Source organism: Streptomyces sp. NPDC027189 (genome assembly GCF_055566975.1).
On the sequence record NZ_JBVHRI010000009.1, the window covers coordinates 181,075 to 207,008 of the forward strand.

Below are 25,934 nucleotides of genomic sequence, written 5' to 3' on the forward strand. Positions count from 1 at the left end.
TTGGCTGTGGATCAAACCTCCGAATCAAAATCAAATGCGTGATCCGTCTCTCGCCAGGCACGCTGGAGAGATGAACGAACGGATGGATGAAAGACGCACCGTGAAGGTGTCGAAGTACCTCTCGAAGCATCTGCGGCACCAGCCCGAGCGGATCGGGCTCACGCTCGGCGAGGGCGGCTGGGTCGAGATCGAGACGCTGATGGCCGCGGCGGCCGCGCACGGCTTCCGGTTCACGCGCGAGGAGCTCGACCACGTCGTGGCCCACAATGACAAGCGGCGCTTCGCGATCGAGGGGAGCCGGATCCGCGCCAGCCAGGGCCACTCCGTCGAGGTCGACCTCGGACTGCCCCCGGCGACCCCGCCCGCGTACCTCTATCACGGGACCGTGGCCCGCAACCTGGACGCGATTCGCGCCGAGGGCCTGCGGCCCATGAACCGGCACGACGTGCACCTCTCGCCGGACCGGGAGACCGCGACCCGCGTCGGCGCCCGCCGCGGCCGGCCGGTCGTGCTCGCCGTGGACGCCGCCGCCATGCACCGCGACGGCCATGTCTTTCGCGTCAGCGCGAACGGAGTCTGGCTCACCCAGGCCGTGCCCCCGCAGTACCTGCGGTTTCCCTCGGGGCACTGACAGGCGGGCAGTGGGGTGATCACAGACAGGCAGTGCGGGTGATCATGCGGTGGCCGCGACCACTCCGCGATTCCCCTTACGCTCGATGCATGAGTCTGCGTCTGAGCACCGTGATCCTGCCGTACGTCCGCTGGCACGAGGGTGGGCGTTCCGCCTGGCAGCGCGCGGAGCAGCTCGGCTTCCACACCGCGTTCACGTACGACCATCTGTCGTGGCGGACCTTCCGCGACGGCCCGTGGTTCGGGGCCGTCCCGACGCTGACCGCCGCGGCCGCCGTCACCGAGCGCCTCCGCCTCGGCACGCTCGTGACCTCGCCGAACTTCCGGCATCCGGTGACCCTCGCCAAGGAACTGATCTCCCTCGACGACATCTCGAACGGCCGGATCACCCTGGGCATCGGCGCGGGCGGCACCGGCTTCGACGCCATGGCGCTCGGCCAGGACCCGTGGACCCCGCATGAGCGCGCCAACCGCTTCGGCGAGTTCGTTCCGCTGCTCGACCGGCTCCTCACCGAGGACTCCGTTTCGTACGGCGGTGACTACTACTCGGCGCACGAGGCACGGAACATCCCGGGCTGTGTCCAGCGCCCCCGGCTGCCGTTCGCGGTGGCCGCCACCGGTCCGCGCGGACTGAAGCTCGCCGCCCAGTACGGGCAGGCTTGGGTGACGACCGGCGACCCGAAGCTCTACGAAACGGGCACCCCCAACGAGTCGATTCAGGCCATTCGCAGGCAGGCCGACAAGTTGGCCGACGCTTGCGCCGCGATCGGCCGGGACGCGAACGAGCTCGACAAGATCCTGCTCACCGGCTTCACCCCGGACCGCGGCCGTCCGCTGGAGTCCCTGGACGCGTTCGTCGATTTCGCGGGCAGGCACGCGGAGCTGGGCTTCACCGACATCGTGATCCACTGGCCGATCCCCGACTCGGACTTCGCGGCCGACGTGAAGGTCTTCGAGCGGATCGCGATGGAGGCCCTGGCACAGCTGCCTTGAGCTCCGGCCCGGCTGTCCTGAGAGCCGGCCCGGCTGACCCGAGAGCCCGGCCGACCCGAGGGTCTGGCCCGGGCTGACTCGAAAGCCCGGCCCAGCTGTCTCTGGTTCGACGGGGCGTAACGGTGCTGGTGAGGACGGTAACCACTCAAGTGTGCGGACTGCCGCACGACCGTGCGCGCATATGCGGGAGAATGGGCGCGTGACCTCAGCGACTCGACGGCCCGAGACCCCGGCCTCCACCGTTCCGCCCCGGCTGATCGCCACGGATCTCGACGGCACCCTGTTGCGTGACGACAAGTCGCTGTCCGAGCGCACGATCGCCGCCCTCGCCGCCGCCGAGGAGGCGGGCATCGAGGTCTTCTTCGTCACCGGCCGCCCGGCCCGCTGGATGGACGTCGTCAGCGACCACGTCCATGGGCACGGCCTGGCGATCTGCGGCAACGGCGCCGCCGTGGTCGACCTGCACGGCGGCCCCGGCGCCCACCGCTTCGTGAAGATCCGTGAGTTGGCGCCGGACATCGCGCTCGACGTCATCCAGCTGCTGCGCTCGGCGGCGCCCGGCACCGTGTGCGCCGTCGAGCGGACGTACGGCCTCCACCTCGAACCGGGCTACCCCTTGCTGCACATGGAGCCCCCGGAGACGGTCGCGCCCGCCGAGAAGCTCCTCGCCGAGGATTCCCTGGACGCCGATCAGCCGGTGCTCAAGGTGCTCGCCTACCACCCCGAGATGGACCCGGACGGCTTCCTCACAGTCGCCCGCCTGGCCATCGGCGAACGGGCCGGCGTCACCCGCTCCAGCCCCAGCGCACTGCTTGAGATCAGCGGCCCCGGCGTCTCCAAGGCCAGCACCCTCGCGCTGTGCTGCGCCGAGCGCGGCATCTCCCACGAGGAGGTCGTCGCCTTCGGTGACATGCCGAACGACGTCGAGATGCTCACGTGGGCGGGCCAGTCCTACGCGATGGGCAACGCCCACCCCGAGGTGATCGCCGCGGCCTCCGGGCGCACGGTCGCCAACAACGACGACGGGGTGGCGGTCGTGATCGAGCGGATCCTCGCGGAGCGGTTGTAGGAGCGGGAGCGCGCCGCTCAGCGGGCACCCCGGCCCGCCGAGCGCTGGACGTCCACCCCGTGCTCCGCGAGCCATGGCACAGGGTCGATGGCCGACCCCGGCTCCGGCGTGACCCGCACCTCGAAGTGCAGATGCGGACCGGTCGAGTTGCCGCTCGTACCGGACTGCCCGATCCACTGCCCGATCGACACTCGCTCGCCCTGGTCCACGGTGACGGCGGCGAGGTGCGCGTACTGCGTGAAGTGGCCGCCGGGGTGCTGGATCACGATCTCGATGCCGAACGCGCCGCCGCAGGAGACATGCACCACCCGGCCCGCCCCGACGGCGCGGACCGGCGTGCCGATGGGCACCGCGAAGTCCTGCCCGGTGTGCCGGCTCGCCCAGTGCTCGCCGGTGCTGCCGAAGCCCGCGGAGAGTGCGTACGTCCGCACCGGCGCGACCCACGCGCGCGTGGACTCCTTCTTCGGCTGATCCAGGCGGACGGCGCCACGGCAGGAGCCCGCCGCCACCGAGGCGTCCGCCTGGCTCTGGAGCGTCGACCGTGCCTGTTCGAGCTTCGCCCGGAGGATCCGCTTCATCTCGGCGAGTTCACCGTTCCGCTGCTCCACCGCCTGCCACTCGGACCGGGCCTTCGCCTTGTCGGCGGCGAGCCGGGCTTCCGCGCGACGGCTCTTGGTCACGGCATTGCTGACGGCGAGATCCGCCCGCCACACGGCGCGCTGACCGCGCATCAGGTCATCAGGACCGCCCGCGATCAGAATCTGCGCGGTGTACGGGAGGCCGCCGCCCTGCCGGTACTGTTCTCGCGCGATCCGGCCCAGGTCATCATGCCGTGCGGCGACCTCACGCCGCTCACGCGCGAGGAGGCGCTCGGCCCGCCGCGCCTTGGTCCGCCACGCCTCGGCCTCCCGCCGTCCCGCCTCGTACTGCCGCCTCGCCACGGAGACGTCCCCGTACAGCCGCACCACCCGGGCGCTGATGCCGGGGTCCTCGCCATCGCCGTCGGCCGCCGTGGGCCAGGCCGCGAGAACCGCGAGCGCGCACAGCAGCGCCGACACGAGCAGCGGACGGCGGGGGAATGAGCGCATGGCAGCGATCGTGTCCCGCGCAGTCGGGCGCGGTCTTGTCCCCGTCGCACGCCTGGGGGACCGGTCGCCACGAATGGCTCACCCGGCTGGGCCGAACAGGTGCCTGGCCCCGGTGCGTTGGCCATGGCGCTCGGGGGACGAAGGGGACCCAGGGGAAACGAGGAGCCCGGGATACAAAGGGGGACCTGGGGGGAACGAGGGCCCGCGATCCATGGGGACCCGGGAGGCTCAGTGGGGCGCCTGCCACACCACCGTCGCGCCGCTGCCGTCGTCGCCGATCCCCGGCCCGTACCAGCTGTCGCCGCCCAGCGACTCGGCGCGCCGCTTGAGGTTCCGCAGACCGCTGCGTCGGCCGTCGGCGGGGATGCCGACGCCGTCGTCGGCGACGGTGAGCCGTACGGATTGCCGCCCGTCCCGCAGTTGGACGGTCGCGTCGACGACGACGTCGATGCGAGAGGCCCCGGAGTGCCGGAAGGCATTGGAGAGGGCCTCGCGCAGGGCGGCGATGAGGTTCTTGGCGGTGAGTTCGCCGACCACCGTGTCGATGGGCCCGATGAAGCGGTGGCCCGGCTTGAAGCCGAGGGGTACGGCGGCCATGTTGATCTCGCGCAGCACGCGGGTACGCAGCCCTGACGGCACTTCGGCGGGGCCCTGGCGGAGGGCGAAGATGGCGGTGCGGATCTCCTGGATGGTGACGTCGAGTTCGTCGACCGCCTTGCCGACGCCCTCCTGAACATCGGGCACGAGCGACCGCCGCTGCGCGCTCTCCAGCAGCATCCCCGTCGCGAACAGCCGCTGGATGACGAGGTCGTGCAGGTCACGGGCGATCCGGTCGCGGTCCTCGTACACCGCGAGCCGCTCCCGGTCCCGCTGGGCCTCGGCCATCATCAGCGCGAGCGCGGCCTGGGAGGCGAACTGCGCGGCCAGGGTGCGTTCGGTCTCCGTGAACGGGCGCTCTCCTTGAGCGCGCGGTGTGACGAGGGCCCCGAGCAGCCGGCCGTCGCTCTGCAGCGGCAGCATCATGACCGGCCCGTAATCGCGGGCGAGAGCGGGGAGCATGCGCGCGTCGGTGGTCGCGTCCTGGACGAACACCGGCTCCCCGTCGAGGAGTTCGGCGACGATCTCGCTCTCCGGCGGAATGACGAGGCCGAGCGCCTTCGACCGGCGCTCCGAGGCGACGGCGACGATCTCCAGGCCGCCCTCCTCCGCCGGGAGCAGCACGATCCCGGCCGCGGAGCCGGAGAGCCGACGGGCCTGTTCGGCGACGACCTGGAGGGCGTCCTCGACGTCGCTGCCCGACAAGATCGCCGTCGTGACGGCCACCGAGCCGTCGATCCAGCGCTCACGCTGGTGGGCGGCCTCGTACAGGCGGGCGTTGCCGATGGCGATGCCCGCCTCCGCGGCCAGCACCCGGACCATGTTGAGGTCGTCGTCGTTGAACGGGCCGCCACCGCGCTTCTCGCTCAGGTACAGATTCCCGAAGATCTCCCCGTGCACCCGGATCGGAACGCCGAGGAAGCTCCGCATCGGCGGATGGTGCTCGGGGAACCCGCAGGAGCGCGGATCGTCGGCCACGTTCGCGAGCCGCACCGGCTCCGGATCGTGGATGAGCGCCCCGAGCAGCCCCGTGTGTCCGTCGAGCAGCCGTCCGATCAGCCGGGCGGTCCCCTCGTCGACCCCGTAGCAGACCAGATCCGCGATGCCCTCGCCGTCCTCCGCCACGACCCCGATGGCCGCGTACCGCGCGTCCGCCAGCTCGGCCGCCGTCTCGCAGATCCGGTCCAGCGTGGAATGCAGCTCCAGACCCGACCCGACCGACCGCAGCGCCTCCAGCAGCTGCGGCACCCGCGCGGTCACCTCGGTGGACAGCCCCTGCAAGCGCTGTGGCGCCCGAGTCGCCGCGTCCGGGCCGCCGTCCGGGTCGGGCGAGGCGGGAGCTACTGACATGCCTCGAGCGTAGTTAGTCCTATTTGCAAGGGAAAGTCAGGGTTATGCGGCCTGGACCAGCAGATCCCCCGCGGCCTCCCGCTCCACCATCTCCCGCAGCGGACCCGCGACAGCCGCCAGCTCCGCGTACCGACCTCGCTGGACCACGCGCCCATCCGCGAGCACGATCACCTCGTCCACCGCGTCGAGCCCAGCCAGCCGGTGCGTGATCAGCAACGTCGTACGGCCCTCGGTCGCGACCAGCAGATCCGCGGTGAGCGCGTCGGCCGTCGGCAGGTCCAGGTGTTCCGCGGGCTCGTCGAGGACGAGGACGGGGAAGTCGGCGAGCAGCGCCCGGGCCAGGGCGAGCCGCTGGCGCTGGCCGCCGGACAGTCGGGCCCCGTGCTCCCCGATCAGTGTGTCGAGCCCGTCGGGCAGCCCGTCCGCCCAGTCGAGGAGCCGGGCCCGCGCGAGCGCGTCGCGCAGTTCGGCCTCGGTCGCCTCCTTCCGGGCCAGCAGCAGGTTCTCGCGGACCGTGCTGTCGAAGAGGTGGGCGTCCTGGGCACAGAGCCCGACCATGCGGCGTACGACGTCTGGGTCCATCGCGTACGCGTCCACACCGCCCAGCGTGTACCCCCCGGCACCCGCGTCCAGGAATCGCAGCAGTACCTGCGCGAGCGTGGTCTTGCCGGACCCCGAGGCGCCGACGACGGCGATCCTGCGGCCCTGCTCGAGGGTCAGGTCGAGCCCGGCGAGCGCGTCCCGGTCCTGTCCGGTGTGGCGGGCCCGGAGCCCTCGCACGCACAGCGGGAACGGCGACGCGGGGGCCGGCTGCGGATGCTCCGGTTCGCGTACGGGATCGGGGGCGTCCAGCACCTCGTACACGCGCTCCGCGCTCTTGCGCACCCGCTGCCGGTACTGGACGGCGAGCGGCAGCCCCATGACGGCCTCGAACGCGGCCAGCGGGGTGAGAACCACGACGGCCATCGCCACGCCGCCCAGCCGTCCCGCGGCGACCGCCTGGGCGCCCACGAGAGCGGTGGCCGCGACGGTCAGCCCGGACGCGAGTGCCGTGAGTCCGTCGCCGAGCGCGGTCGCGGTGGCGGCCCGGGAGGCGATGCGGGTGAGCACCGTGTCGGCCTGCCGTGTCTCGGCAGTACGGGCGGGCAGCGCGCCCGCGACGGTCAATTCGGCGGTTCCCGTGAGCAGGTCGGTCACGCGGGTCGCGAGAACGCCGCGCGCGGGAGCCAGCCGCCGCTCGGCGCGGCGCGCCACGGCGCCGGTGACGAGCGGGACGCCGACCCCGGCCGCCAGCAGTCCGACGGCGAGTGCGGCACCGGCCTCGGGCAGCAGCCAGGCGGTGAAGCCTACGGAGGCGGCGGACACCACGATCGCGGCACCCGCGGGCAGCAGCCAGCGCAGCCAGTAGTCCTGCATAGCGTCCACGTCGGCGACGAGCCGCGACAGCAGATCGCCGCGCCGGGTCGTCCGCAGCCCCGCGGGCGCGAGGCGTTCGAGGCGCCGGTACACGGCGACCCGGGTGTCGGCCAGCATCCGCAGCACCGCGTCGTGCGACACGAGCCGCTCCGCGTACCGGAAGACGGCCCGGCCGATCCCGAATGCCCGTGTGGCCGTGACAGCCACCATCAGATACAGCACGGGTGGCTGCTGGGACGCCCGCGAGATGAGCCACCCGGAGGTGGCCATCAGCCCGACGGCACTGCCGAGCGCGAGACTGCCGAGGAGCAGAGCGAGCGCGAGCGGCCCGCGCCGGGGAGCGGCCATGGCCCGGACTCGGGCGAGCACGCCGCCGCGCTGCCGCGGAGCCGGAGGAGGCTCGTCGCCCTCGGTCCGGGGCACGCTTTCCGGCTCGACCGGCCGGAGCGGCTGGGCGGGGCCGGATTCCGCGGGGCCGGACGCCTCGACGGGTGCCCCGGGCTCCAGTCGCACCACCCGGTCCGCCACTCCGAGCAACGCCGGCCGGTGCACCACCAGCAGCACCGTCCGCCCCACGGCGAGCCGTCGCACCGCCTCCACGACCTCCACCTCCGTCGCTCCGTCCAACGAGGCCGTCGGCTCGTCGAGAAGCAGCACGGGCCGGTCCGCGAGGAACGCCCGGGCGAGAGCGAGGCGTTGGCGCTGGCCTGCCGACAGCCCGGCGCCGTCCTCGCCGAGGACCGTGGCGACCCCGTCGGGCAGCGCGTCGACGAAGCCGGCCGCACCCGCGTCGACGAGCGCCCGCCGCAGCGCCGCGTCGTCCGCGTCGGGCCGCGCCAGCCGTACGTTCTCGGCGATGGACCCGGCGTAGAGATGGGGCCTCTGCGGCACCCAGGCCACCCGTGAGCGCCACTCCGCCAGATCGGCCTCGGCGAGATCGACTCCCCCGACCCGCACCCGACCCGTGGCGGGCTCCACAAACCCCAGCAGAACGTTCAGCAGCGTCGACTTGCCCACGCCGCTCGGCCCGACCAGAGCCACCGTCTCACCGGGCTCGACGGCGAAGGAGACGTCGGAGACGGCGTTGCTGGAGCGCCCGGGGTACCGCACGCTCACCCCCTCGAAACCGATCTCCTCCACCGGCACGTGCAGCGAGCCCGAGGCGGGCACCGGGGCTTCCAGCACCGAGAAGATCTCCTCGGCCGCCGCGAGCCCTTCGGCGGCGGCGTGGTACTGCGCCCCCACCTGCCGCAGCGGCAGATACGCCTCAGGCGCGAGGACGAGGATGACGAGCCCCACGTACAGATCCATCTCGCCGTGCACGAGCCGCATCCCGATGGTCACCGCGACCAGCGCGACCGAGATGGTGGCGAGCAGCTCCAGCGCGAAGGACGACAGGAAAGCGATCCGCAGCGTCCGCATGGTCGCCTGCCGGTACTCGCCGGTGATCTTCCGGATCGACTCGGCCTGCGCCTTGGCCCGGCCGAATACCTTGAGCGTGGGAAGTCCCGCGACGACATCCAGGAAGTGCCCCGAAAGGCGGGACAGCAGCCGCCACTGATGGTCCATCTGGGTCCGCGTGGCCCAGCCGATCAGAATCATGAAGAGCGGGATCAACGGCAGCGTGCCGACGATGATCGCCGCCGACACCCAGTCCTCGGTGACGATCCGGGCGAGGACGGCCACCGGAACCACCACCGCGAGCCCCAGCTGCGGCAGATAGCGCGAGAAGTAGTCGTCGAGTGCGTCAATGCCCCGCGTGGCGAGGGACACCAGCGATCCCGTCCGCTGCCCGCTCAGCCACCCGGGGCCGAGCAGCGCAGCCCGCTCCAGCAGACGCCCCCGCAACTCCGACTTGACCGCCGCGCTCGCCCGGTGCGCGGCGAGTTCGGTGAGCCAGGAGACGATCGCACGCCCGATGGCGACCACTGCCAACAGCACCAGCGGCGTGCGGAGCTCACCGGCTGAGAGACCGTGCTGGAAGGCGCCGACCACCACTTCGGCGATGAGCATCGCCTGAGCAATGACCAGGGCCGCTCCAGCAGCCCCCAGGCCAACGACGGCCGCGAGAAAAAGGCGAGTGGCGCGGGCGTACCGAAGCAGACGCGGATCGATCGGTTTCACGTGAAACACACCCTTGGCTCATCCGGCGTGTTTCACGTGAAACGACCGTTTCACGTGAAACATGCCCTGTGATTCAGCGGACCTCCGTGCGCAACACGCCCTTCAGCCCTGCGGACTCAGTGCGCCACATCCGGGGCGATGTGATGCGTACCGATCCGCTTGCGGAACACCCAGTACGTCCACGACTGGTAGAGCAGGACGATCGGCGTGGCGATCCCCGCGCACCAAGTCATGATCTTCAGGGTGTATGGGCTCGACGACGCGTTGGTGACCGTCAGGCTCCAGTCGTCGTTGAGCGAGGACGGCATGACGTTCGGGAAGAGCGTCAGGAAGAGCATCGCGACGGCAGCCACGATGGTGAGGCCCGACAGCGCGAACGCCCAGCCCTCACGGCCGCCGCCGACCGCCACGAGCGCCGCGACCAGCGCGACCACGGCGACGACCAGCGCGACCAGCGACGTGCCATCGCCGTTCTCGACCTGGGTCCAGAGCAGGAAGATCAGCGCCAGCACGGCTGTCGCCAGCCCGAGTTGCAGCGCCAGCTTCCGCGCCCGCTCCCGGATGTCCCCGACGGTCTTGAGCCCGACGAACACCGTCCCATGGAAGGTGAACAGCGTCAGCGTGACCAGACCGCCGAGGAGCGCGTACGGGTTGAGCAGGTCCCAGAAGTTGCCCACGTACTCGAAGTTCTGGTCGATCTTCACTCCGCGCACGATGTTGCCGAAGGCCACACCCCACAGGAACGCCGGGATCAGCGAAGTCCAGAAGATCGCGGTCTCCCAGTTGCGCTGCCAGTTCTCCTCGGGCCGCTTCGCCCGGTACTCGAAAGCGACACCGCGCACGATCAGGCAGACCAGGATGATCAGCAGTGGCAGATAGAAGCCGGAGAAGAGCGTGGCGTACCACTCGGGGAAAGCGGCGAAGGTCGCACCGCCCGCCGTGAGCAGCCACACCTCGTTGCCGTCCCAGACGGGACCGATCGTGTTGATCAGCACCCGCTTCTCCATGCGGTCCCGGGCCAGCATCTTGGTGAGGATGCCGACGCCGAAGTCGAAGCCCTCCAGGAAGAAGTAGCCGGTCCAGAGGACCGCGATGAGCACGAACCAGACGTCGTGAAGTTCCATGACTCAGCAGCTCCCTGGGCCTAGTAGGAGAAGGCCATCGGCTTGTCGGCGTCACGGGAGTCGCCGCCGATCCTGGTGGGCGGGTTGAGGTCGGCCTCGGTGAGCTCTGGCGGTCCGGCCTTGACGTACTTCACGAGCAGCTTCACCTCGATGACGGCGAGGATCGCGTAGAGCGACGTGAAGACGATCATCGACGTGAGGACCTCACCCTGCGAGACGCCGGGGGAGACCGCGTGCCGGGTCTGCAGCACGCCGTAGACGGCCCACGGCTGGCGGCCCATCTCGGTGAAGATCCAGCCCCAGGAGTTGGCGATCAGAGGGAAGCCCAGGGTCCAGATCGCGATGCGCCAGGACCACTTGGTGAGCGTCGTGCCGAGCGCCTTGTTCTTGAAGAGCACGAGATGCGGCACCTCGTCGTCGCCGACCCTCAAGTGCTGCGGCAGCATGAACTTCTTGCGGGTCAGCCAGAGTCCGGCCAGGCCGATGGCGAAGGACGCCATCCCGAAGCCGATCATCCAGCGGAACGCCCAGAAGGTGACCGGGATGATGGGCCGGTAGTCGCCGGGACCGTACTTCTCCTGTTCGGCCTTGTTGGTGTCGTTGATGCCAGGGACGTACGAGCTGAAGTCATCGTCGGCGAGGAACGACAGTATCCCCGGGATGGACAGCTCGACGGTGTTGTGTCCCTTGCTGACATCGCCGTACGCGAAGACCGAGAACGGCGCCGAGTCCTGGCCGTCCCACAGCGCCTCCGCGGCGGCCATCTTCATCGGCTGCTGCTTGAACATGACCTTGCCGAGGGTGTCACCGCTGATCGCGGTGAGCAGTCCGGCAATGGCGACGGTGACCAGACCGAGCCGCAGTGAGGTCTTCATCACCGAGACGTGCTTCTTGCGGAACAGATGGAAGGCGGCGATGCCGACCATGAAGGCGCCGCCTGTCAGGAAGGACGCCGTGAGCGTGTGGAACGCCTGGGCGAGCGCGGTGTTCTGAGTCAGCACGTGCCAGAAGTCGGTGAGTTCGGCACGCCCCCTCGCCTTATTGATCTTGTAGCCGACGGGGTGCTGCATCCATGAGTTGGCCGCGAGGATGAAGTACGCCGACAGGATCGTGCCGATCGAGACCATCCAGATGCAGGCCAGATGGATCTTCTTGGGCAGTTTGTCCCAGCCGAAGATCCACAGACCGATGAAGGTGGATTCGAAGAAGAAGGCGATCAGGGCCTCGAAGGCGAGCGGGGCACCGAAGATGTCACCGACGAATCGCGAGTAGTCGGACCAGTTCATGCCGAACTGGAACTCCTGCACGATGCCGGTGACCACGCCCATCGCGATGTTGATCAGGAAGAGCTTGCCCCAGAACTTGGTGGCCCTGAGGTACTTCTCCTTCTCCGTGCGTACCCAGGCCGTCTGCAGGCCGGCGGTCAGCCCGGCGAGCGAGATCGTCAGGGGGACGAAGAGGAAGTGGTAGACGGTGGTGATGCCGAACTGCCATCGCGCCAGAGTCTCCGGCGCCAAAGCCAATTCCACGTCGTCAGTCTCCTTACGTCGCCGTGGTACAGCGGCAGTCTGCCCCCTTTGTCACGTACATCAAGGGAGCAACCGGGACACGTTTGTGAACGCGTTCACATTCACAAGCAATTATGACGCATGGCCGTTCGAGGGTTGACGGGCGGGGGGTACCTAAGCGTGGCGGGCGGGGTCGCGAGCGCGATCACGTTCACAAGCGGCCCGGTCGAACCCCTTGGCAAGAACTTCAACATATTGTTGAATCCGCGCCATGCAGATACGGATCTCCTGGCCCGCGGGGCACCTCACCGCGACACTTGACGACACCCCGACCGCCCGGGCCCTCGCCAAGGCACTGCCACTCACCTCCACCGCCCGCACCTGGGGCGAGGAGGTCTACTTCGACACCGGCGTCTGCGTCGCCCGCGAGGAGAGCGCCCAACAGGTCGTCGAGCCCGGCACAGTGGCCTTCTGGACCGACGGCGACGCCCTCGCGCTCCCCTACGGCCCCACCCCGATCTCGCGAGGCTGGGGGTCCCCCCGAACGGAGTTTGGGGGAGAGTGCCGCCTCGCAAGCCCGTGCAACGTCCTCGGCCACCTTGACGGGGACCCGCGCCAACTGGTCACGGCGCGGGACGGCGACCCCGTACGCGTAGAACTCGTCGAGGACTAGGACCTGTCCGGCGGGTCATGTCGGAGACGCGGGACAAGCCCTGGAGCTCCCTACGCGCAGCACTCGCACCCGGGGCGGGACTAGAGCTCTTTGCGGAACGTCTCCGTCGCCTTCAGGAAGATGTCGTTCGCCTCGGTCTCGCCGATCGTCACTCGGACGCCCTCGCCGGCGAAGGGGCGTACGACGACACCGGCCTGTTCACAGTGCGCGGCGAAGTCGAGCGTGCGCTCCCCCAGTCGCAGCCACACGAAGTTGGCCTGCGTCTCGGGCACCGTCCAGCCCTGCCCGTGCAGCGCCTCGACCACGCGCTGGCGCTCGCAGACCAGCGAGCCGACCCTGCCGAGCAGTTCGTCCTCGGCGCGCAGGCTCGCCACCGCGGCGTCCTGGGCCAGCTGGCTCACGCCGAAGGGGACCGCCGTCTTGCGCAGCGCCGCGGCGACCGGCTCATGGGCGATCGCGAAGCCGACCCGGAGGCCGGCCAGCCCGTACGCCTTGGAGAAGGTGCGCAGCACGCAGACGTTGGGCCGGTCGCGGTAGATCGCCACGCCGTCCGGCACCTCGACGTCGCGGATGAACTCGCGGTAGGCCTCGTCCAGCACGACCAGCACATCGCTGGGCACCCGGTCGAGGAACCGCTCGAGCTCGGCCCGGCGCACCACGGTGCCGGTCGGGTTGTTGGGGTTGCAGACGAAGATCAGCCGGGTCCGGTCGGTGATCGCGTCCGCCATCGCGTCCAGGTCGTGCACCTCGCCCTGCGTCAGCGGCACCTTCACCGAGGTCGCCCCGCTGATCTGCGTGATGATCGGGTACGCCTCGAAGGACCGCCAGGCGTAGATGACCTCGTCGCCGGGGCCGCTCGTGGCCTGCAGCAGTTGCTGGGCAACCCCGACCGAGCCGGTGCCGGTCGCCAGGTGCGAGAGGGGGACGCCGAAACGGTCCGACAGCTCGCTCATCAGCCCGGTGCACGCCATGTCCGGGTAGCGGTTGAAGGACCCGGTCGCGGCGGTCACACTCTCGATCACACCGGGCAGCGGCGGGTACGGGTTCTCGTTGGAGGACAACTTGTACGCCACCGGACCGTCGGCCGCGGCGGGCTTGCCGGGCTTGTAGGTGGGGATACCCGCCAGCTCGGCACGCAGCTTGGGGTTCGTCTCGCTCACCGCAGTCCTCCTCGTGACCACCACCGGCTCATCACCACCACCGGCTACCAATGCTTCTCACCTTATGAGGATTCGGCGCCGCTGCGAATGGCCTGTGGACAACCGAACGGCAACCGGGCCACTGCCGGCCGCGCCCCGGCGATCACTCACGCGTGGCCCGGCGGTGATCCTCGTACGCCCCGGCGGTGATCCTCGTAACGCCCGCCGGTCATCCTCGTACGAAGGCGTACGAATCGGGGGGGCGCGCCATCCGGCCGCGCACGCGCCGGTGGCTCACTCCGTGGCGCGCATCCCCCGTAAAGGTGAGTTGAGACCTCTTCGAAACATGGCCCACTTGGCAGGCCCATGCGTGCCGACAAGTCACGTACTACCGTAGAATCCTTCAACTACCTTTATTTCAAAGGAAGTTGACTACCTTCGACCATGCAGAAACGTGCCTGTCAACGAGTGCATATGCGTCCGCACTACCCCACCGCATGAGCCCTACTATCGGCTCGCCATGACAGCAGCAGGGAAGCACCAGGTGAGCCGGGCGGAGACCTCCCGCCGAGGCGGTCGACCGGGCCGAGCGGGTATCAGAGACGTGGCTGCGGCCGCAGGGGTCTCCATCACGACTGTGTCCGATGCCCTCAACGGCAAGGGCCGGCTCCCGGAGGCCACCCGACGCCACGTCCGCGAGGTCGCCGACCGGCTGGGCTATCGCCCGTCGGCCGCGGCCCGAACCCTCCGTACCGGCAAGTCGGGCCTCATCGGCCTGACCGTGACGACGTACGGGGATGAGCCTTTCACCTTCACGGAGTTCGCGTACTTCGCGGAGATGGCCAGAGCCGCCACCTCGGCCGCGCTCGCCCGGGGCTACGCCCTGGTCATCCTCCCCGCGACCTCCCGCCACGACGTGTGGTCGAACGTCGCCCTGGACGGAACCGTGGTCATCGACCCGTCCGACCAGGACCCGGTCGTCAGTGAGCTGGTCCGGCAGGGATTACCGGTCGTCTCCGACGGCCGCCCGGCCGGCTCGCTCCCGGTCACCGCCTGGGTGGACAACGACCACGAGGCCGCGGTCCTTGGCATCCTCGACCACCTGGCCGAGGCCGGCGCCCGCCGGATCGGCCTCCTCACCGGAACCACCACCGACACGTACACCCACCTCTCCACCACCGCATACCTGCGCTGGTGCGAGCGCGTGGGCCAGGATGCGGTGTACGAGGCCTACCCCGCGCACGATCCGTGCGCGGGAGCCGTCGCCGCCGACCGGCTCCTCGCCCGGCCCGACCGCCCTGACGCCGTCTACGGCCTCTTCGACCCGAACGGCACCGACCTGCTCGCCGCGGCCCGGCGCTACGGCCTGCGCGTACCGGACGACCTGCTGCTGGTCTGCTGCAGCGAGTCCACCGTCTACGCCAACACCGAGCCGCCCATCACGACGCTCTCCCTCAAACCGCGCCGGATCGGCACGGCGGTGGTCCAGCTCCTCATCGATGCCATCGAGGGGGTCGAATCGGACCAACCGGTCGAGCAGGTGATACCGACGGAGCTGATCGTGCGGACGTCCTCCGAGCGCCGTCCGCCCCGTACGACAGTCAGTCCGCCCCGATCACACGAGGAGGGTTGACGCCCGGTGCAGAAAGGGCGGGGAAAGCCCCGCCCAATTCGGGCGAAAACCGCGGTGAACTGGGCTCCTACTCCGATTCACCACCCCTGGGTCATCACATGGCGCGATCCGCATTCCTATGATGGGCGGACGACACCGCGGGCCGCTGCGACCAGGCAGTCCGATCCGGTGCAGATGCGGCGCGATGGTGGTGGAGGGGTCGATGACTCAGGGGGCCGGTCAGGGACCCGAGGCGGTGCGGACGGCGACGTTGCGCGACTTCCGGGTGCCCGCGTACGTCCACGAGACCGGTCCGTACGCGCAGAGCACGCCCCCCGGTGGGAGCACCAGGCCCGCCGAGGAGTCCCGTGCCCACCCGGCGGACCACTCGGAGGCGTACACCCCCACCCGGCGCGATCTGCCCGTCATCAACCGGGGTGACACGCTTCAGGTCGCTGTTGACCCCGCCGCCGTGGCCGCCCCGCAGGCGACCGATGGGTCCGGTCCGCTGTACGTCGTCGGTGACGTGCACGGCTATCTCGACCAGCTGGTCGCCGCGCTCCGGGAGCAGGGCCTCATCGACGCCGCGGGCAACTGGTCCGCCGGGACCGCGCGCCTGTGGTTCCTCGGCGACTTCACCGACCGCGGCCCGGACGGCATCGGCGTGATCGACCTCGTGATGCGGCTGTCCGCCGAGGCGGCCGCGGCCGGCGGCTACTGCAAGGCGCTCATGGGCAACCACGAGCTGCTCCTGCTCGGCGCCAAGCGGTTCGGCGACACCCCCGTCAACTCCGGGGCGGGCACCGCCACCTTCCAGGCGGCCTGGCTGCTCAACGGCGGCCAGAAGACCGACATGGACCGTCTCCAGGACCACCACTTGCAGTGGATGGCCCGCCTCGACGCCATGGAGCAGGTCGACGGACACCTCCTGGTCCACTCCGACACCACGGCCTACCTCGACTACGGCGACTCCATCGAAGCGGTCAACGACACCGTCCGCGAGACGCTCACCCGCAACGACGCGGACGAGTGCTGGGACCTCTTCCGCAAGTTCACCAAGCGCTTCGCCTTCCGCGACGACGGGGGCGCCGAGGCCGTCCGCGAACTGCTGGGAGCGTACGGCGGCACGCGCATCGTCCATGGTCACAGCCCCATCCCGTACCTCCTGGGTGAGGTCGGCTCGGAGGACGGCGAGGACGGCGCGGGCCCGGTGGTCGAGGGACCGCATCTGTACGCCGACGGGTTGGCCATCGCCATGGACGGCGGCGTGACCATGGCCGGAAAGCTACTGGTCCAGCAATTGCCCCTGGATAGCTGAGCGTTCACCGGGCAGGCGTCCCCGCAGGAGGACTGCGCTGGCCAGGGGGCAATTTCTGGAAACCCCCTGTCACGGCGTGCCGTCACCGCTCTACCATCGGCTTATCCGTAGCAGGCTCCCCTCCGTTTCTGCCCGACGGCTCGTCAGCGTGCGAGCCACCAGCCCTACGGAGCATCGGGGGATGCACATGAACAGCGTTCCGCAGCACCTGCTGAGCGAGGACCGCCAGGATTACGAGCGGATCCTCGATGAGGCGCTGCGCTCCGCACCACACCGCCCGGAACTCGCCGCTGTCGGCCAGCGGCTCAACCCCGAACAACTGCGCACCATGGCGCTCAACGCCACCGCACTCATCACGGTGGCCGCGGCGACCGAATACCAGCATTACGTGAAGGTCCGCGAGGAACTGCGCCAGCCGGCGCCGTCCACCCGGGTCGTGAGCGAGAAAGCCGGCTCCGCGGAGCCGGGCGCGACCGCGATGGGACTCGCCGCCACCGTGGGGGAGGTGTCCGAGACTGCCGGGGCCGGCGCCATCGCCGTCGTCGCGGTGCTCGCCCCCGTCCTCGCCGGGACAGCAGCGGCGATCTTCCTGCTCGTGGGCTACCTCCTGAAGATGCTCGACCCCGAGCAGACGTTCGCCAAAACCCTCCTCACCACCGGATGGGTCTTCGGCGCGGTCACGGCGGCCGCGATTCTGGTCGCCGCGGTCGGACTGCTGCTGACCGCACTGCGCAACAGCTCGTCCTCGCTCCAGGCCGGAGCGCGCGGCGAGCTGAACGAGCAGGTGGCCCGGGCCAGGGAAGCCTGGCGCGAGGCCCTGCTGGAGCGCGGCATCCTGCCGTTTCTCCGGGAGGCCCTCGCCGACCCGGGCTCGGCGGCACTGGGCCGTCCGGCACCGACGCCCAGCCGCATCCCGCAACTCGGCTACAACCGGCCGGGGTTCAGCAGTCCCGACGGCGGACCCGCGGCCGGCCCGCGCCCTAGCTTCTCCAGCCCGGACTTCACGAGCCCGGACTTCGGAGGGCCGGAGCACCAGCCCGAGTGACGCCCGGGCCGACCGGGTGGCTCATGTCCGGGGTGACGGCCGGGTGCGGGGAGGAACCGGGGCCCGCGCTGATGGGGCGCGGGCCCGAACCGGTGGGTGACGTACGCCCATACGCTCTCCGGCAGGGCACGTCCGAACGCCCCCTGGCCGGGCGCCGTCCGCCGATGCCCGGCCCGGCAGGGCCTGGGGGGATGCCGCGCGACCCGGAAGGTTCGGTCAGATGATGCCGAGTTGCCGGGCCGCGGTCGTCCAGGCCGGGAACTCGGACAGCAGCCGGTCGTACAGCTCCGGGTCCGGGACGCTGCTGATGTCGTCGACGGCGAAGAATCCGACGTTGTCGACGCGGCGGCCCGGCAGCGTGTCGAACCGCTCCAGTACGCCGTAGTTGGACCGGCCCAGGCCCACGAACTGCCAGAAGATCGGCTCCTCGACCGCTTCCCGCAGCTCCTTCTCGATCTCCTTGTTGCGATAGACACCTCCGTCGGAGAAGAACAGCACCAGGGTGGGATCGGCGGCCGGGTGCTCACGCACATACGTCCGGACCTCGGCGATCACCTTCTGCTCCTCGTTCTGGATCCCGACCCCGCGCATGTCCACCTGCCCCGGCCGCAGCCCCTTCCGCGGCTTCTTGCTCCGTCGAAACAGGCTCAGCTCACCGACCCGGACATGGAGCTCCAGCCACTCGGGCAGTTCGCCCAGACCGAGATCCGGCAGCCGGGCCGCATGGGACGCGAACGTCCACGCCTGCATCACTCCGTCGTCGTCCAACTGCGCGGCCACCGCGGCCATCCGCTCCACCACGTCGGCCACGACACCCTTCGAGTACAGGAAGGACATCGACCCGGAGGCATCGAGCACCAGGACGACACGCGCCGTGACCCCCTCCGCCCCGCGCTTGCGCAGACTGACCGCCACCTGCTCCTTGCGCAGGGAGAGCCGCTTGCGCATGTCCACGGGCAACTGCTCCTCGCCCTTGGTGAGGCGAGGGACGGGCCCTGGGGGCGCCGACGGAACCTGCGCGGCGGGCGGGACCACAGGCGGCGCGACGGGCGGACCCGCGGACGGCACCACCGGTGGGCCCACGGCCGTCACCGCGGGCGGCACCGCCGACGCGGCACCGGTCCCGGACGCGGAGCCAGAGGCAGACGCAGAGCCCCCGGCCTCGTCGTCCACGCTGATCCCGAAGTCGGTGGCCAGGCCCGCGAGTCCGGATGCGTAGCCCTGTCCGACCGCCCGGAACTTCCACTGGCCGCCCCGCAGATACAACTCACCACCGATGAACGCCGTCTCCGTCGTGGCCTCCATCTCGAAGCGCGCGAGCTCCTGCAGCGTCCCGGCGTCGAGCAACGTGAGCGTCAGTCCGGACATCTCACCGAAGGTGCCGCCGTCGGCCGAGGCGCACAGGACGACCCGCTCGATGCCCAGCTCCAGGGCGCGCAGGTCCACTCCGACCGTGTCCGTCGTGGCTCCGCCGTCCCGCCGCTTCCCGAGGTGCCGTACGGCCCCGGAGGCATGCTGCGGCTGGTTGTAGAAGACGAAGTCCCCGTCGTCCCGCACCCGTCCACCCGCACCGAGCAGCAGCGCCGAGGCATCGGCGTCCGGCGCACCGGGCCCCCCGGACCAGCCGAGCACGGCCTGCACAGCCTCGGCTGCCACGGGAAGATTGGCGCCCTTGCTCATGGATGTCGCTGTCATGCGCCCAGTCTGCCGACAGAACCCGGCCCTGGAGCCGTCCGATGCACATACGCGAGCCCCGGACGGCTCCGGACACCACGCGGGCGTGCGCGCCTCAGTCCGCCAACGGCAGATAAACCCGGTTGCCCGCTGCCGCGAACTCCTTGGACTTCTGCGCCATGCCCTCCTCGATCTCCACCTGCGAACCGCCGTGCTCGCGCCGGATGTCCTGCGAGATCTTCATCGAGCAGAACTTCGGCCCACACATGGAGCAGAAGTGGGCCGTCTTGGCGGGCTCGGCCGGCAGTGTCTCGTCGTGGAACTCCCGAGCCGTGTCCGGGTCGAGGGCCAGGTTGAACTGGTCCTCCCACCGGAACTCGAAGCGGGCGTCGGACAGCGCGTCGTCCCACTCCTGCGCACCCGGGTGCCCCTTCGCGAGGTCGGCTGCGTGGGCGGCGATCTTGTAGGTGATGACGCCGGTCTTGACGTCGTCACGGTTGGGCAGGCCCAAGTGCTCCTTGGGCGTGACGTAGCAGAGCATGGCCGTGCCCCACCAGGCGATCATCGCGGCACCGATGCCGGAGGTGATGTGGTCGTACGCCGGCGCGACGTCCGTCGTCAGCGGGCCGAGCGTATAGAACGGAGCTTCATCGCAGATCTCCTGCTGAAGGTCGATGTTCTCCTTGATCTTGTGCATCGGGACATGTCCCGGGCCTTCGATCATGGTCTGTACGTTGAAACGCTTGGCGATCGTGTTGAGTTCCCCGAGCGTCCTCAACTCCGCGAACTGCGCGGCGTCGTTGGCGTCCGCGATGGAGCCGGGCCGCAGGCCGTCGCCGAGTGAGTACGTGACGTCGTACGCCGCGAGGATCTCGCAGAGCTCCTCGAAGTTCTCGTACAGGAACGACTCCTTGTGGTGCGCCAGGCACCAGGCCGCCATGATCGAGCCGCCGCGCGAGACGATGCCGGTCTTGCGGTTCGCGGTGAGCGGCACATACGGCAGGCGCACGCCCGCGTGGACCGTCATGTAGTCCACGCCCTGCTCGGCCTGTTCGATGACCGTGTCCTTGTAGATCTCCCAGGTCAGCTCCTCGGCGCGGCCGTCGACCTTCTCCAGCGCCTGGTACAGCGGGACTGTGCCGATGGGTACGGGGGAGTTGCGCAGCACCCACTCGCGGGTGGTGTGGATGTTGCGGCCGGTGGACAGGTCCATGACCGTGTCGGCGCCCCAGCGGGTCGCCCAGGTCATCTTCTCGACCTCCTCCTCGATGGAGGACGTCACGGCCGAGTTGCCGATGTTGGCGTTGACCTTCACCAGGAACCGCTTGCCGATGATCATCGGCTCGATCTCCGGGTGGTTGACGTTCGCGGGCAGCACCGCGCGACCCGCGGCGATCTCCTCGCGTACGACCTCGGGGTCGACGTTCTCGCGGACCGCCACGAACTCCATCTCAGGCGTGATCTCACCGCGGCGGGCGTACGCGAGCTGCGTCACCGCCTGTCCGGGGCGGCCCCGGCGCGGCTGGCGCGGCCGCCCCGGGAAGACCGCGTCGAGGTTGCGCAGCCCCCCGCGCGGCGAGGTGTGCTTGATCCCGTCGTCCTCGGGGCGGACCGGACGGCCCGCGTACTCCTCGGTGTCGCCACGGGCGATGATCCAGTTCTCGCGCAGCGGTGCCAGACCCCTGCGTACATCGGTGTCGACGGTCGGATCGGTGTACGGGCCGGAGGTGTCGTACAACGTGACGGACTGTCCGTTGGTGAGGTGGACCTGACGGACCGGCACGCGTAGATCGGGGCGTGAACCCCCGACATACGCCTTGTGCCAGCCGATGGACTTCCCGGCCTCGCCGTTCTTGGCCGGGGCGGATGCCCCACCGTTCTCGGCCGGAGCAAGCGCCCCGTCCGTCTGGCTGGAGGCAGGCGTGCGTACGTCCTTGTTGGTCATGAGACCTACTCCCTACGCCGGCATTACCCGGTAACAGGTTCGGCGGTCGACGCAGCGGCTTCCGTCCGTCGATGTTTCATGTGAAACATCGCTAAGACGAAGGTCAGCGCCCTCTCAGCCCGGTGCTCCGAGCTCCCGCGTGTGCAAAGGTGCCTCCACGCTAGCGTCATATCTGGCGTGCTGAACAGAGGGCCCCCTTCGTTCTTGCGATGATCGGTCGGTGACCACAATGCAGCAGCCCCCGTTTCCACCGTCCGAGCCGCCTCGCGGATCCGGCTCCGGTGACGGCCATGGACATGGCTCCGGCGACGGCCGCGGACCTGGACCGGGCGGTGGCGGACATGGCCCCGGACCCGGCGGCAGCCATGGCTCTGGCGGCGGGCACGGCCACTCACACAGTCACAGTCACAGCCACGGCCCCGCCGCGCCCGTCTCCAAGCACCTGCGCAAGGTCATCGCCGCGGTACTGATCCCCTTCGCGACGGCGGTCGTCGTGGGCCTCGTAGTGCTCTGGCCCGGCGGCGCCCCGTCCCATGAGCGCACCGGCGTCGGCTTCGACCGGCAGACCCAGCAGGCGACGGTCACCAAGGTCGACAAGGTGGACTGCAAGTCCGTGAACGCCTCGGGGGAGACCCCGACCGGTGACACCTCCACCGCCGAGGGCTCCTCCGCGCAGCAGCAGGCGACGGGCGACTGCAAGAAGGCGACGATCCGGATCGACACCGGCAAGGACAAGGGCCGTACGTTCACCGAGATCGTCCAGCCGGACCAGTCGCGGCAGTTGCACCAGGGCGAGAAGGTCGTGGTCGCGTACGAGCCCTCCGCGCCCAAGGACTTGCAGTACTCGGTCACCGACGTGAACCGGAAGTTCCCCCTGGCGCTGCTTGCGGGGATCTTCGCGCTGGTCGTCGTGGTGGTGGGCCGGATGCGCGGCGTCATGGCGCTCATCGCGCTGGCCATCAGCTTCCTGATCCTGAATTTCTTCATCCTGCCCGCGATCCTTCACGGCTCGGACCCGCTGATCGTGGCGGTCGTCGGGGCCAGCGCCATCATGCTGATCGCGCTCTACATGTGCCACGGCCTCTCGGCCCGCACGTCGGTGGCGGTCGTCGGCACGCTGCTCTCGCTGGTGCTGATCGGTGTGCTCGGCTCCGTCTTCATCGGCTGGGCGGCGCTGACCGGAAACACCGACGACAACACCGGCCTGATCCACGGTCTGTATCCGTCCATCGACATGAGCGGTCTGCTGCTCGCGGGCGTCATCATCGGTTCGCTCGGTGTGCTCGACGATGTGACGGTGACGCAGACATCCGCGGTCTGGGAGCTGCACGAGGCGAATCCGACGATGGGCTGGCGTGGCCTGTACCGGGCGGGCATCCGCATCGGCCGCGACCACATCGCGTCCGTCGTCAACACCCTTGTCCTGGCGTACGCGGGCGCCGCGCTGCCGCTGCTGCTGCTCTTCTCGATCGCGCAGAGCAGCGTGGGCACGGTCGCCAACAGCGAGCTGGTCGCCGAGGAGATCGTGCGCACCCTGATCGGCTCGATCGGCCTGGTCGCCTCGGTGCCGGTGACCACGGCGCTGGCCGCCCTGGTGGTCGCCGCGGACCGCACGGAGACCGCGGCCGGCCCTGTGGAGCCCCCGGAAGCCAGGACGCCGGTACGCAGCGGTAAGGGACGCCGCCGCAAGCGCTGAGAGAATCCGGCACCCGCGCCCCTTGTGAGGAAGCGTTACTCCCCTTGGGGGTGGTGGTGCGTCAGCCCGCGCTCTGCTCCTCCGCCAGAATGCGGTCCAGCGCCTCGTCGAGGTGCGTGTCGAAGTCGGCGAGGGAACGCTCCTGCCCCAGCGGCACCAGCTTGTCCGTGCGGTCGAGGAACGCCACGAGCGGCGCCGCCCCGGACCGGAACAGCGCGTGGTCGCCGCCCACCTGAAGCCGGATCAGCACCTCGCCGAACGCCTCCGGGTCGGCGGGCGCGATGTGCACATCGCCGTCACCGCACGGCCGGCCCACGCCGTCGATCAGCAACTCCCGCCCGAACGCCCAGGTCACAGGCGCGTCTCCGGGCAAATGGAAGGTCAGCCGCACGGCGTACGGATCACAGGTCTCGTATCGGAGCTCCACCGGAATGCGGAAGGACAGCTCCTCCGACACGAGAAAGCTCATCATGATCTCTGCCTGTACCGACTCGCGCATCGCCTACCCCGTCGTTTGCCGTCGACTGGCCAGGAATCGTCCCCCTGACACTGCTGGAATCTTGCTCAACGTGCACGAGAGATCACAAGGAGTGAGTTTTCAGATACTGATAGAGATCGCGAGTGTCCCTAGCGACCTGCCGATCTCGCTCTGCAATTGACGGGCGGCGGGCAGCAGTCGCTCGGCCTGATGAGAGGGCAGCGAAATGGCCATCGTCCCGGCAGTTGAGCCTGCCGTGATGGGGATCGCGGCGCAGACGGTGCCCAGCGCATATTCCTGGCGCTCGATGACGGGCTCCATCCGTCCCGTCCGATCCAGGCGCCGCAGCAGGCTGTCATTGTCACGCACCGTGTACGGAGTGATCGACTGCACCGGATAGCGGTCGAGGTGGTCCCGGCGGGCCTTCTCGTCCAGCTGGGACAGCAGGCACTGGCCGATCGCGTGCGCGTGCCCGGTCTCCCGGAAGTCGGCCCACTCCTCGACCGCGGGGTTGCCCGGAGTGTCCGCGATGCACATGACCTCGATCTCGCCGTCGCGATAGATCGCGTAGTACACGGGTACGCCGATCAAATCGCGCCAGTGCGCGAGCGCGTCGCTCATCGTGCTGCGACGTTTCTGCTGTGCTCCGCTGCTGCTCAGCCGCTCGGCGGCCTCACCCAAAAAGAACATCCCCTTGTCGCGGCGCAGATAGCCCTCGTGGACCAGGGTGCGCAGCAGGTGGTACGCAGTCGGCAGCGCGAGCCCGGCCTCCCGGGCGAGCTGCTTGGCGGGGGCGCCGTACTCGCGCGCAGCGACGGCCTCCAGAAGGCGCATCGCGCGCTGCACGGAGCCGATCAGGGTCGTGGCATGCGGTTCCAGGGGCGCGGCCTCCGCGGGAGGGGTGCGCGGGGCGCATGTCTCTCCGGGCGTGGAGCGCGGCTGGCTGGGCGGGACACATGATCCCGCGGGCACGCCCGATCGCTGGACGGGTGGAGTGGGGGAATCTGCGGGTGCGGTGTCAACCGTGGCCAAGGGGCACTCCCGAAGCGCGAGGGGGACCGCCCGTGCGGGGGAACACGGGAGGGGGCTGTGCGCTGCCCGCGGGGGGTCGACCCCGCGTCGAATTCCGGACTTTAACCGCCCGCCACCGCTCGCAGACGGCCTCGCCGGAAACTTCCCTCGCCCGAGGGAACCTCAGGTTCCCTTTACCGGCCTGCCCGTTACCGGTCGCTCACCCTCTCGCGCCTCACCCGTCACCCGTCACCCGTCACTCCGCCAAGCCTCACCAGTCGCTGCGCGACGACGAGCTCGACATGAACTTCCGCACGATGTAGATCAGTCCGCCGACCAGCGCGACGAAGACCAGGGCCTTGAAGAGAAGGCTGATGACCACACTGAGCACGCTGACTATCACCGTGCCGAACACAACCAGGGCGATGACCGGCACCGCGACCCACTTCACCCACCACGGCATACCGTTGAAGATCTCTCGCATCGCCCTCGTCCTTACCTCTCCGCCCGTTGCCCCAAGTCCGGGGCGCTGATTACGGGTTCTCAGATGTCCCGCATTGATGTCCTGCATTCGATGCTAGGGCCGAGAGGGGGCCTGGCGGGGGCCTCGCGCCCCTTGTCCTCCCCTGACCGTTCCCCTAGGGAACCCTGAGGCGGAGGTCAGCTCTCCGGCGGAGAGAAAACCACCAGAACCCTCAGGTCCTCGGTGATGTGGTGGAACTTGTGGGCCACCCCGGCGGGCACGTAGACGACGCTGCCGCGCGCCACCTGGGTGGTCTCCAGACCGACAGTGATCGATGCGCGCCCGCTCACCACGAAGTAGACCTCGTCCTGCTGGTGCGGCTTCTGCGGGTCGAGCGCGCCCGCGTCGAGTGCGTACAGGCCCACCGACATGTTCCGCTCGCGCAGAAACTGCAGGTAGGCGCCGTCGTTGGCGGCGCGTTCCGCCTCCAGTTCGTCCAGCCGGAATGCCTTCATCGCCCTCGTCCGCTCTCGTAGGCCGCAGGTTGTATCCACAGCCCGGTCCGCCAGTCGATCTCTTCTGCCACGATCAGACACATGAAGAATTTCGTAGTCAAGACGATCGCCAACGCGGGGGCCCTGGCCGTCGCCGTGTGGCTGCTCGACAAGATCACCCTGACAGGCGACAGCACCGGCAAGAAGGTCGGCACGCTGCTGATCGTGGCGCTGGTCTTCGGCCTGGTGAACTTCCTGGTCAAGCCGATCGTGAAGGTGCTGACCTTCCCGCTGTTCATTCTCACGCTCGGCCTGATCACCCTGGTGGTCAATGCCCTGATGCTGCTGCTCACCTCGTGGCTGGCCGACAAGCTCGACCTGAGCTTCCACGTCGAGGGCTTCTGGACCGCGGTCCTCGGCGGCCTGATCATTTCCATCGTGTCCTGGGCGCTCAACGTCGTGCTGCCCGACGGCAAGGACTGAGTGC

Annotated in this window: 21 protein-coding genes; 9 read left to right on the plus strand and 12 right to left on the minus strand. The window is 69.7% G+C overall.

The genetic code is table 11. The features are described 5' to 3' along the window. Positions 1–82 precede the first annotated feature (82 nt). The 3 genes from ACZ4RZ_RS23400 to ACZ4RZ_RS23410 all read left to right on the plus strand — a co-directional run bounded on the left by ACZ4RZ_RS23400 (position 83) and on the right by ACZ4RZ_RS23410 (position 2,692). Complete coding sequence (locus ACZ4RZ_RS23400) at positions 83–631, plus strand: RNA 2'-phosphotransferase (protein ID WP_467747403.1); 549 nt, start codon at positions 83–85, stop codon at positions 629–631. A gap of 89 nt (positions 632–720) precedes the next feature. Continuing rightward, positions 721–1,623: an LLM class flavin-dependent oxidoreductase gene (locus ACZ4RZ_RS23405; protein ID WP_467747207.1), complete on the plus strand. Its 903-nt coding sequence runs from the start codon at positions 721–723 to the stop codon at positions 1,621–1,623. Between the two features lie 181 nt (positions 1,624–1,804). Beyond that, positions 1,805–2,692: an HAD-IIB family hydrolase gene (locus tag ACZ4RZ_RS23410; RefSeq protein ID WP_467747209.1), complete on the plus strand. Its 888-nt coding sequence runs from the start codon at positions 1,805–1,807 to the stop codon at positions 2,690–2,692. 17 nt (positions 2,693–2,709) lie between these two features. On the opposite strand, the gene ACZ4RZ_RS23415 is transcribed toward ACZ4RZ_RS23410, so the two are convergent. The 5 genes from ACZ4RZ_RS23415 to ACZ4RZ_RS23435 form a co-directional block, all read right to left on the minus strand. Then, the gene (locus ACZ4RZ_RS23415) at positions 2,710–3,780 is read right to left on the minus strand and encodes a M23 family metallopeptidase (protein WP_467747210.1); all 1,071 of its coding nucleotides are present in this window, start codon (positions 3,778–3,780) and stop codon (positions 2,710–2,712) included. Positions 3,781–4,008: 228 nt separating this feature from the next. Next, positions 4,009–5,727, minus strand: a complete 1,719-nt coding sequence (locus tag ACZ4RZ_RS23420; protein ID WP_467747212.1) for a sensor histidine kinase — start codon at positions 5,725–5,727, stop codon at positions 4,009–4,011. A gap of 42 nt (positions 5,728–5,769) precedes the next feature. Next, positions 5,770–9,267, minus strand: coding sequence for a thiol reductant ABC exporter subunit CydD (gene cydD, locus ACZ4RZ_RS23425; RefSeq protein WP_467747213.1), 3,498 nt, complete (start codon positions 9,265–9,267; stop codon positions 5,770–5,772). Between the two features lie 116 nt (positions 9,268–9,383). Next, entirely contained in the window at positions 9,384–10,391 is a 1,008-nt protein-coding gene (gene cydB / locus ACZ4RZ_RS23430; protein WP_467747215.1) for a cytochrome d ubiquinol oxidase subunit II, read from the minus strand. A 20-nt stretch (positions 10,392–10,411) separates the two neighbouring features. Beyond that, positions 10,412–11,920, minus strand: a complete 1,509-nt coding sequence (locus tag ACZ4RZ_RS23435) for a cytochrome ubiquinol oxidase subunit I (protein ID WP_467747217.1) — start codon at positions 11,918–11,920, stop codon at positions 10,412–10,414. A gap of 250 nt (positions 11,921–12,170) precedes the next feature. On the opposite strand from ACZ4RZ_RS23435, the gene ACZ4RZ_RS23440 reads away from it, so the two are divergent. Then, positions 12,171–12,572 carry a cyclophilin-like fold protein gene (locus ACZ4RZ_RS23440; protein ID WP_467747219.1) on the plus strand — a complete coding sequence of 134 codons (402 nt, stop codon included), beginning with the start codon at positions 12,171–12,173 and terminating at the stop codon, positions 12,570–12,572. Between the two features lie 80 nt (positions 12,573–12,652). Here the strand turns inward: ACZ4RZ_RS23440 and hisC are convergent, their stop codons facing one another. After that, positions 12,653–13,732, minus strand: a complete 1,080-nt coding sequence (hisC, locus tag ACZ4RZ_RS23445; protein WP_467747220.1) for a histidinol-phosphate transaminase — start codon at positions 13,730–13,732, stop codon at positions 12,653–12,655. 499 nt (positions 13,733–14,231) lie between these two features. Here hisC and ACZ4RZ_RS23450 point away from each other — a divergent pair, with 499 nt between their 5' ends. From ACZ4RZ_RS23450 to ACZ4RZ_RS23460, 3 genes are all read left to right on the plus strand, one after another. Next, positions 14,232–15,344 carry a LacI family DNA-binding transcriptional regulator gene (locus tag ACZ4RZ_RS23450; RefSeq protein WP_467747222.1) on the plus strand — a complete coding sequence of 371 codons (1,113 nt, stop codon included), beginning with the start codon at positions 14,232–14,234 and terminating at the stop codon, positions 15,342–15,344. A gap of 202 nt (positions 15,345–15,546) precedes the next feature. Next, complete coding sequence (locus tag ACZ4RZ_RS23455) at positions 15,547–16,641, plus strand: metallophosphoesterase (RefSeq protein ID WP_467747224.1); 1,095 nt, start codon at positions 15,547–15,549, stop codon at positions 16,639–16,641. 181 nt (positions 16,642–16,822) lie between these two features. Continuing rightward, on the plus strand, positions 16,823–17,686 hold the full coding sequence (locus tag ACZ4RZ_RS23460; protein WP_467747225.1) for a hypothetical protein: 864 nt from the start codon (positions 16,823–16,825) through the stop codon (positions 17,684–17,686). 216 nt (positions 17,687–17,902) lie between these two features. Here the strand turns inward: ACZ4RZ_RS23460 and ACZ4RZ_RS23465 are convergent, their stop codons facing one another. Beyond that, positions 17,903–19,381 carry a VWA domain-containing protein gene (locus tag ACZ4RZ_RS23465; protein WP_467747227.1) on the minus strand — a complete coding sequence of 493 codons (1,479 nt, stop codon included), beginning with the start codon at positions 19,379–19,381 and terminating at the stop codon, positions 17,903–17,905. Positions 19,382–19,475: 94 nt separating this feature from the next. Next, positions 19,476–21,305, minus strand: a complete 1,830-nt coding sequence (gene thiC, locus ACZ4RZ_RS23470; protein ID WP_467747228.1) for a phosphomethylpyrimidine synthase ThiC — start codon at positions 21,303–21,305, stop codon at positions 19,476–19,478. A 220-nt stretch (positions 21,306–21,525) separates the two neighbouring features. Here thiC and ACZ4RZ_RS23475 point away from each other — a divergent pair, with 220 nt between their 5' ends. Further along, positions 21,526–23,001, plus strand: a complete 1,476-nt coding sequence (locus tag ACZ4RZ_RS23475; RefSeq protein ID WP_467747230.1) for a YibE/F family protein — start codon at positions 21,526–21,528, stop codon at positions 22,999–23,001. A 61-nt stretch (positions 23,002–23,062) separates the two neighbouring features. On the opposite strand, the gene ACZ4RZ_RS23480 is transcribed toward ACZ4RZ_RS23475, so the two are convergent. The 4 genes from ACZ4RZ_RS23480 to ACZ4RZ_RS23495 all read right to left on the minus strand — a co-directional run bounded on the left by ACZ4RZ_RS23480 (position 23,063) and on the right by ACZ4RZ_RS23495 (position 25,468). Then, positions 23,063–23,500 carry an SsgA family sporulation/cell division regulator gene (locus ACZ4RZ_RS23480; RefSeq protein WP_467747231.1) on the minus strand — a complete coding sequence of 146 codons (438 nt, stop codon included), beginning with the start codon at positions 23,498–23,500 and terminating at the stop codon, positions 23,063–23,065. Positions 23,501–23,599: 99 nt separating this feature from the next. After that, entirely contained in the window at positions 23,600–24,325 is a 726-nt protein-coding gene (locus ACZ4RZ_RS23485; RefSeq protein ID WP_467747233.1) for an IclR family transcriptional regulator, read from the minus strand. 436 nt (positions 24,326–24,761) lie between these two features. Beyond that, positions 24,762–24,974, minus strand: coding sequence for a DUF5326 family protein (locus tag ACZ4RZ_RS23490; protein WP_189187169.1), 213 nt, complete (start codon positions 24,972–24,974; stop codon positions 24,762–24,764). A gap of 176 nt (positions 24,975–25,150) precedes the next feature. Further along, the gene (locus ACZ4RZ_RS23495; protein WP_189187168.1) at positions 25,151–25,468 is read right to left on the minus strand and encodes a cupin domain-containing protein; all 318 of its coding nucleotides are present in this window, start codon (positions 25,466–25,468) and stop codon (positions 25,151–25,153) included. A gap of 81 nt (positions 25,469–25,549) precedes the next feature. Here ACZ4RZ_RS23495 and ACZ4RZ_RS23500 point away from each other — a divergent pair, with 81 nt between their 5' ends. Then, complete coding sequence (locus tag ACZ4RZ_RS23500; protein ID WP_467747234.1) at positions 25,550–25,930, plus strand: phage holin family protein; 381 nt, start codon at positions 25,550–25,552, stop codon at positions 25,928–25,930. Positions 25,931–25,934: the final 4 nt, after the last annotated feature.

Excerpts from the sequence above, each read along its gene's own strand:
- ACZ4RZ_RS23400 (WP_467747403.1), top strand. The coding sequence starts at position 83 with ATGGATGAAAGACGCACCGTGAAGGTGTCGAAGTACCTCTCGAAGCAT.
- ACZ4RZ_RS23405 (WP_467747207.1), top strand. The coding sequence starts at position 721 with ATGAGTCTGCGTCTGAGCACCGTGATCCTGCCGTACGTCCGCTGGCAC.
- ACZ4RZ_RS23410 (WP_467747209.1), top strand. The coding sequence starts at position 1,805 with ATGCGGGAGAATGGGCGCGTGACCTCAGCGACTCGACGGCCCGAGACC.
- ACZ4RZ_RS23415 (WP_467747210.1), bottom strand. The coding sequence starts at position 3,780 with ATGCGCTCATTCCCCCGCCGTCCGCTGCTCGTGTCGGCGCTGCTGTGC.
- ACZ4RZ_RS23420 (WP_467747212.1), bottom strand. The coding sequence starts at position 5,727 with ATGTCAGTAGCTCCCGCCTCGCCCGACCCGGACGGCGGCCCGGACGCG.
- cydB (WP_467747215.1), bottom strand. The coding sequence starts at position 10,391 with ATGGAACTTCACGACGTCTGGTTCGTGCTCATCGCGGTCCTCTGGACC.
- ACZ4RZ_RS23440 (WP_467747219.1), top strand. The coding sequence starts at position 12,171 with ATGCAGATACGGATCTCCTGGCCCGCGGGGCACCTCACCGCGACACTT.
- ACZ4RZ_RS23450 (WP_467747222.1), top strand. The coding sequence starts at position 14,232 with ATGACAGCAGCAGGGAAGCACCAGGTGAGCCGGGCGGAGACCTCCCGC.
- ACZ4RZ_RS23455 (WP_467747224.1), top strand. The coding sequence starts at position 15,547 with ATGACTCAGGGGGCCGGTCAGGGACCCGAGGCGGTGCGGACGGCGACG.
- ACZ4RZ_RS23460 (WP_467747225.1), top strand. The coding sequence starts at position 16,823 with ATGCACATGAACAGCGTTCCGCAGCACCTGCTGAGCGAGGACCGCCAG.
- ACZ4RZ_RS23465 (WP_467747227.1), bottom strand. The coding sequence starts at position 19,381 with ATGACAGCGACATCCATGAGCAAGGGCGCCAATCTTCCCGTGGCAGCC.
- thiC (WP_467747228.1), bottom strand. The coding sequence starts at position 21,305 with ATGACCAACAAGGACGTACGCACGCCTGCCTCCAGCCAGACGGACGGG.
- ACZ4RZ_RS23480 (WP_467747231.1), bottom strand. The coding sequence starts at position 23,500 with ATGCGCGAGTCGGTACAGGCAGAGATCATGATGAGCTTTCTCGTGTCG.
- ACZ4RZ_RS23490 (WP_189187169.1), bottom strand. The coding sequence starts at position 24,974 with ATGCGAGAGATCTTCAACGGTATGCCGTGGTGGGTGAAGTGGGTCGCG.
- ACZ4RZ_RS23495 (WP_189187168.1), bottom strand. The coding sequence starts at position 25,468 with ATGAAGGCATTCCGGCTGGACGAACTGGAGGCGGAACGCGCCGCCAAC.
- ACZ4RZ_RS23500 (WP_467747234.1), top strand. The coding sequence starts at position 25,550 with ATGAAGAATTTCGTAGTCAAGACGATCGCCAACGCGGGGGCCCTGGCC.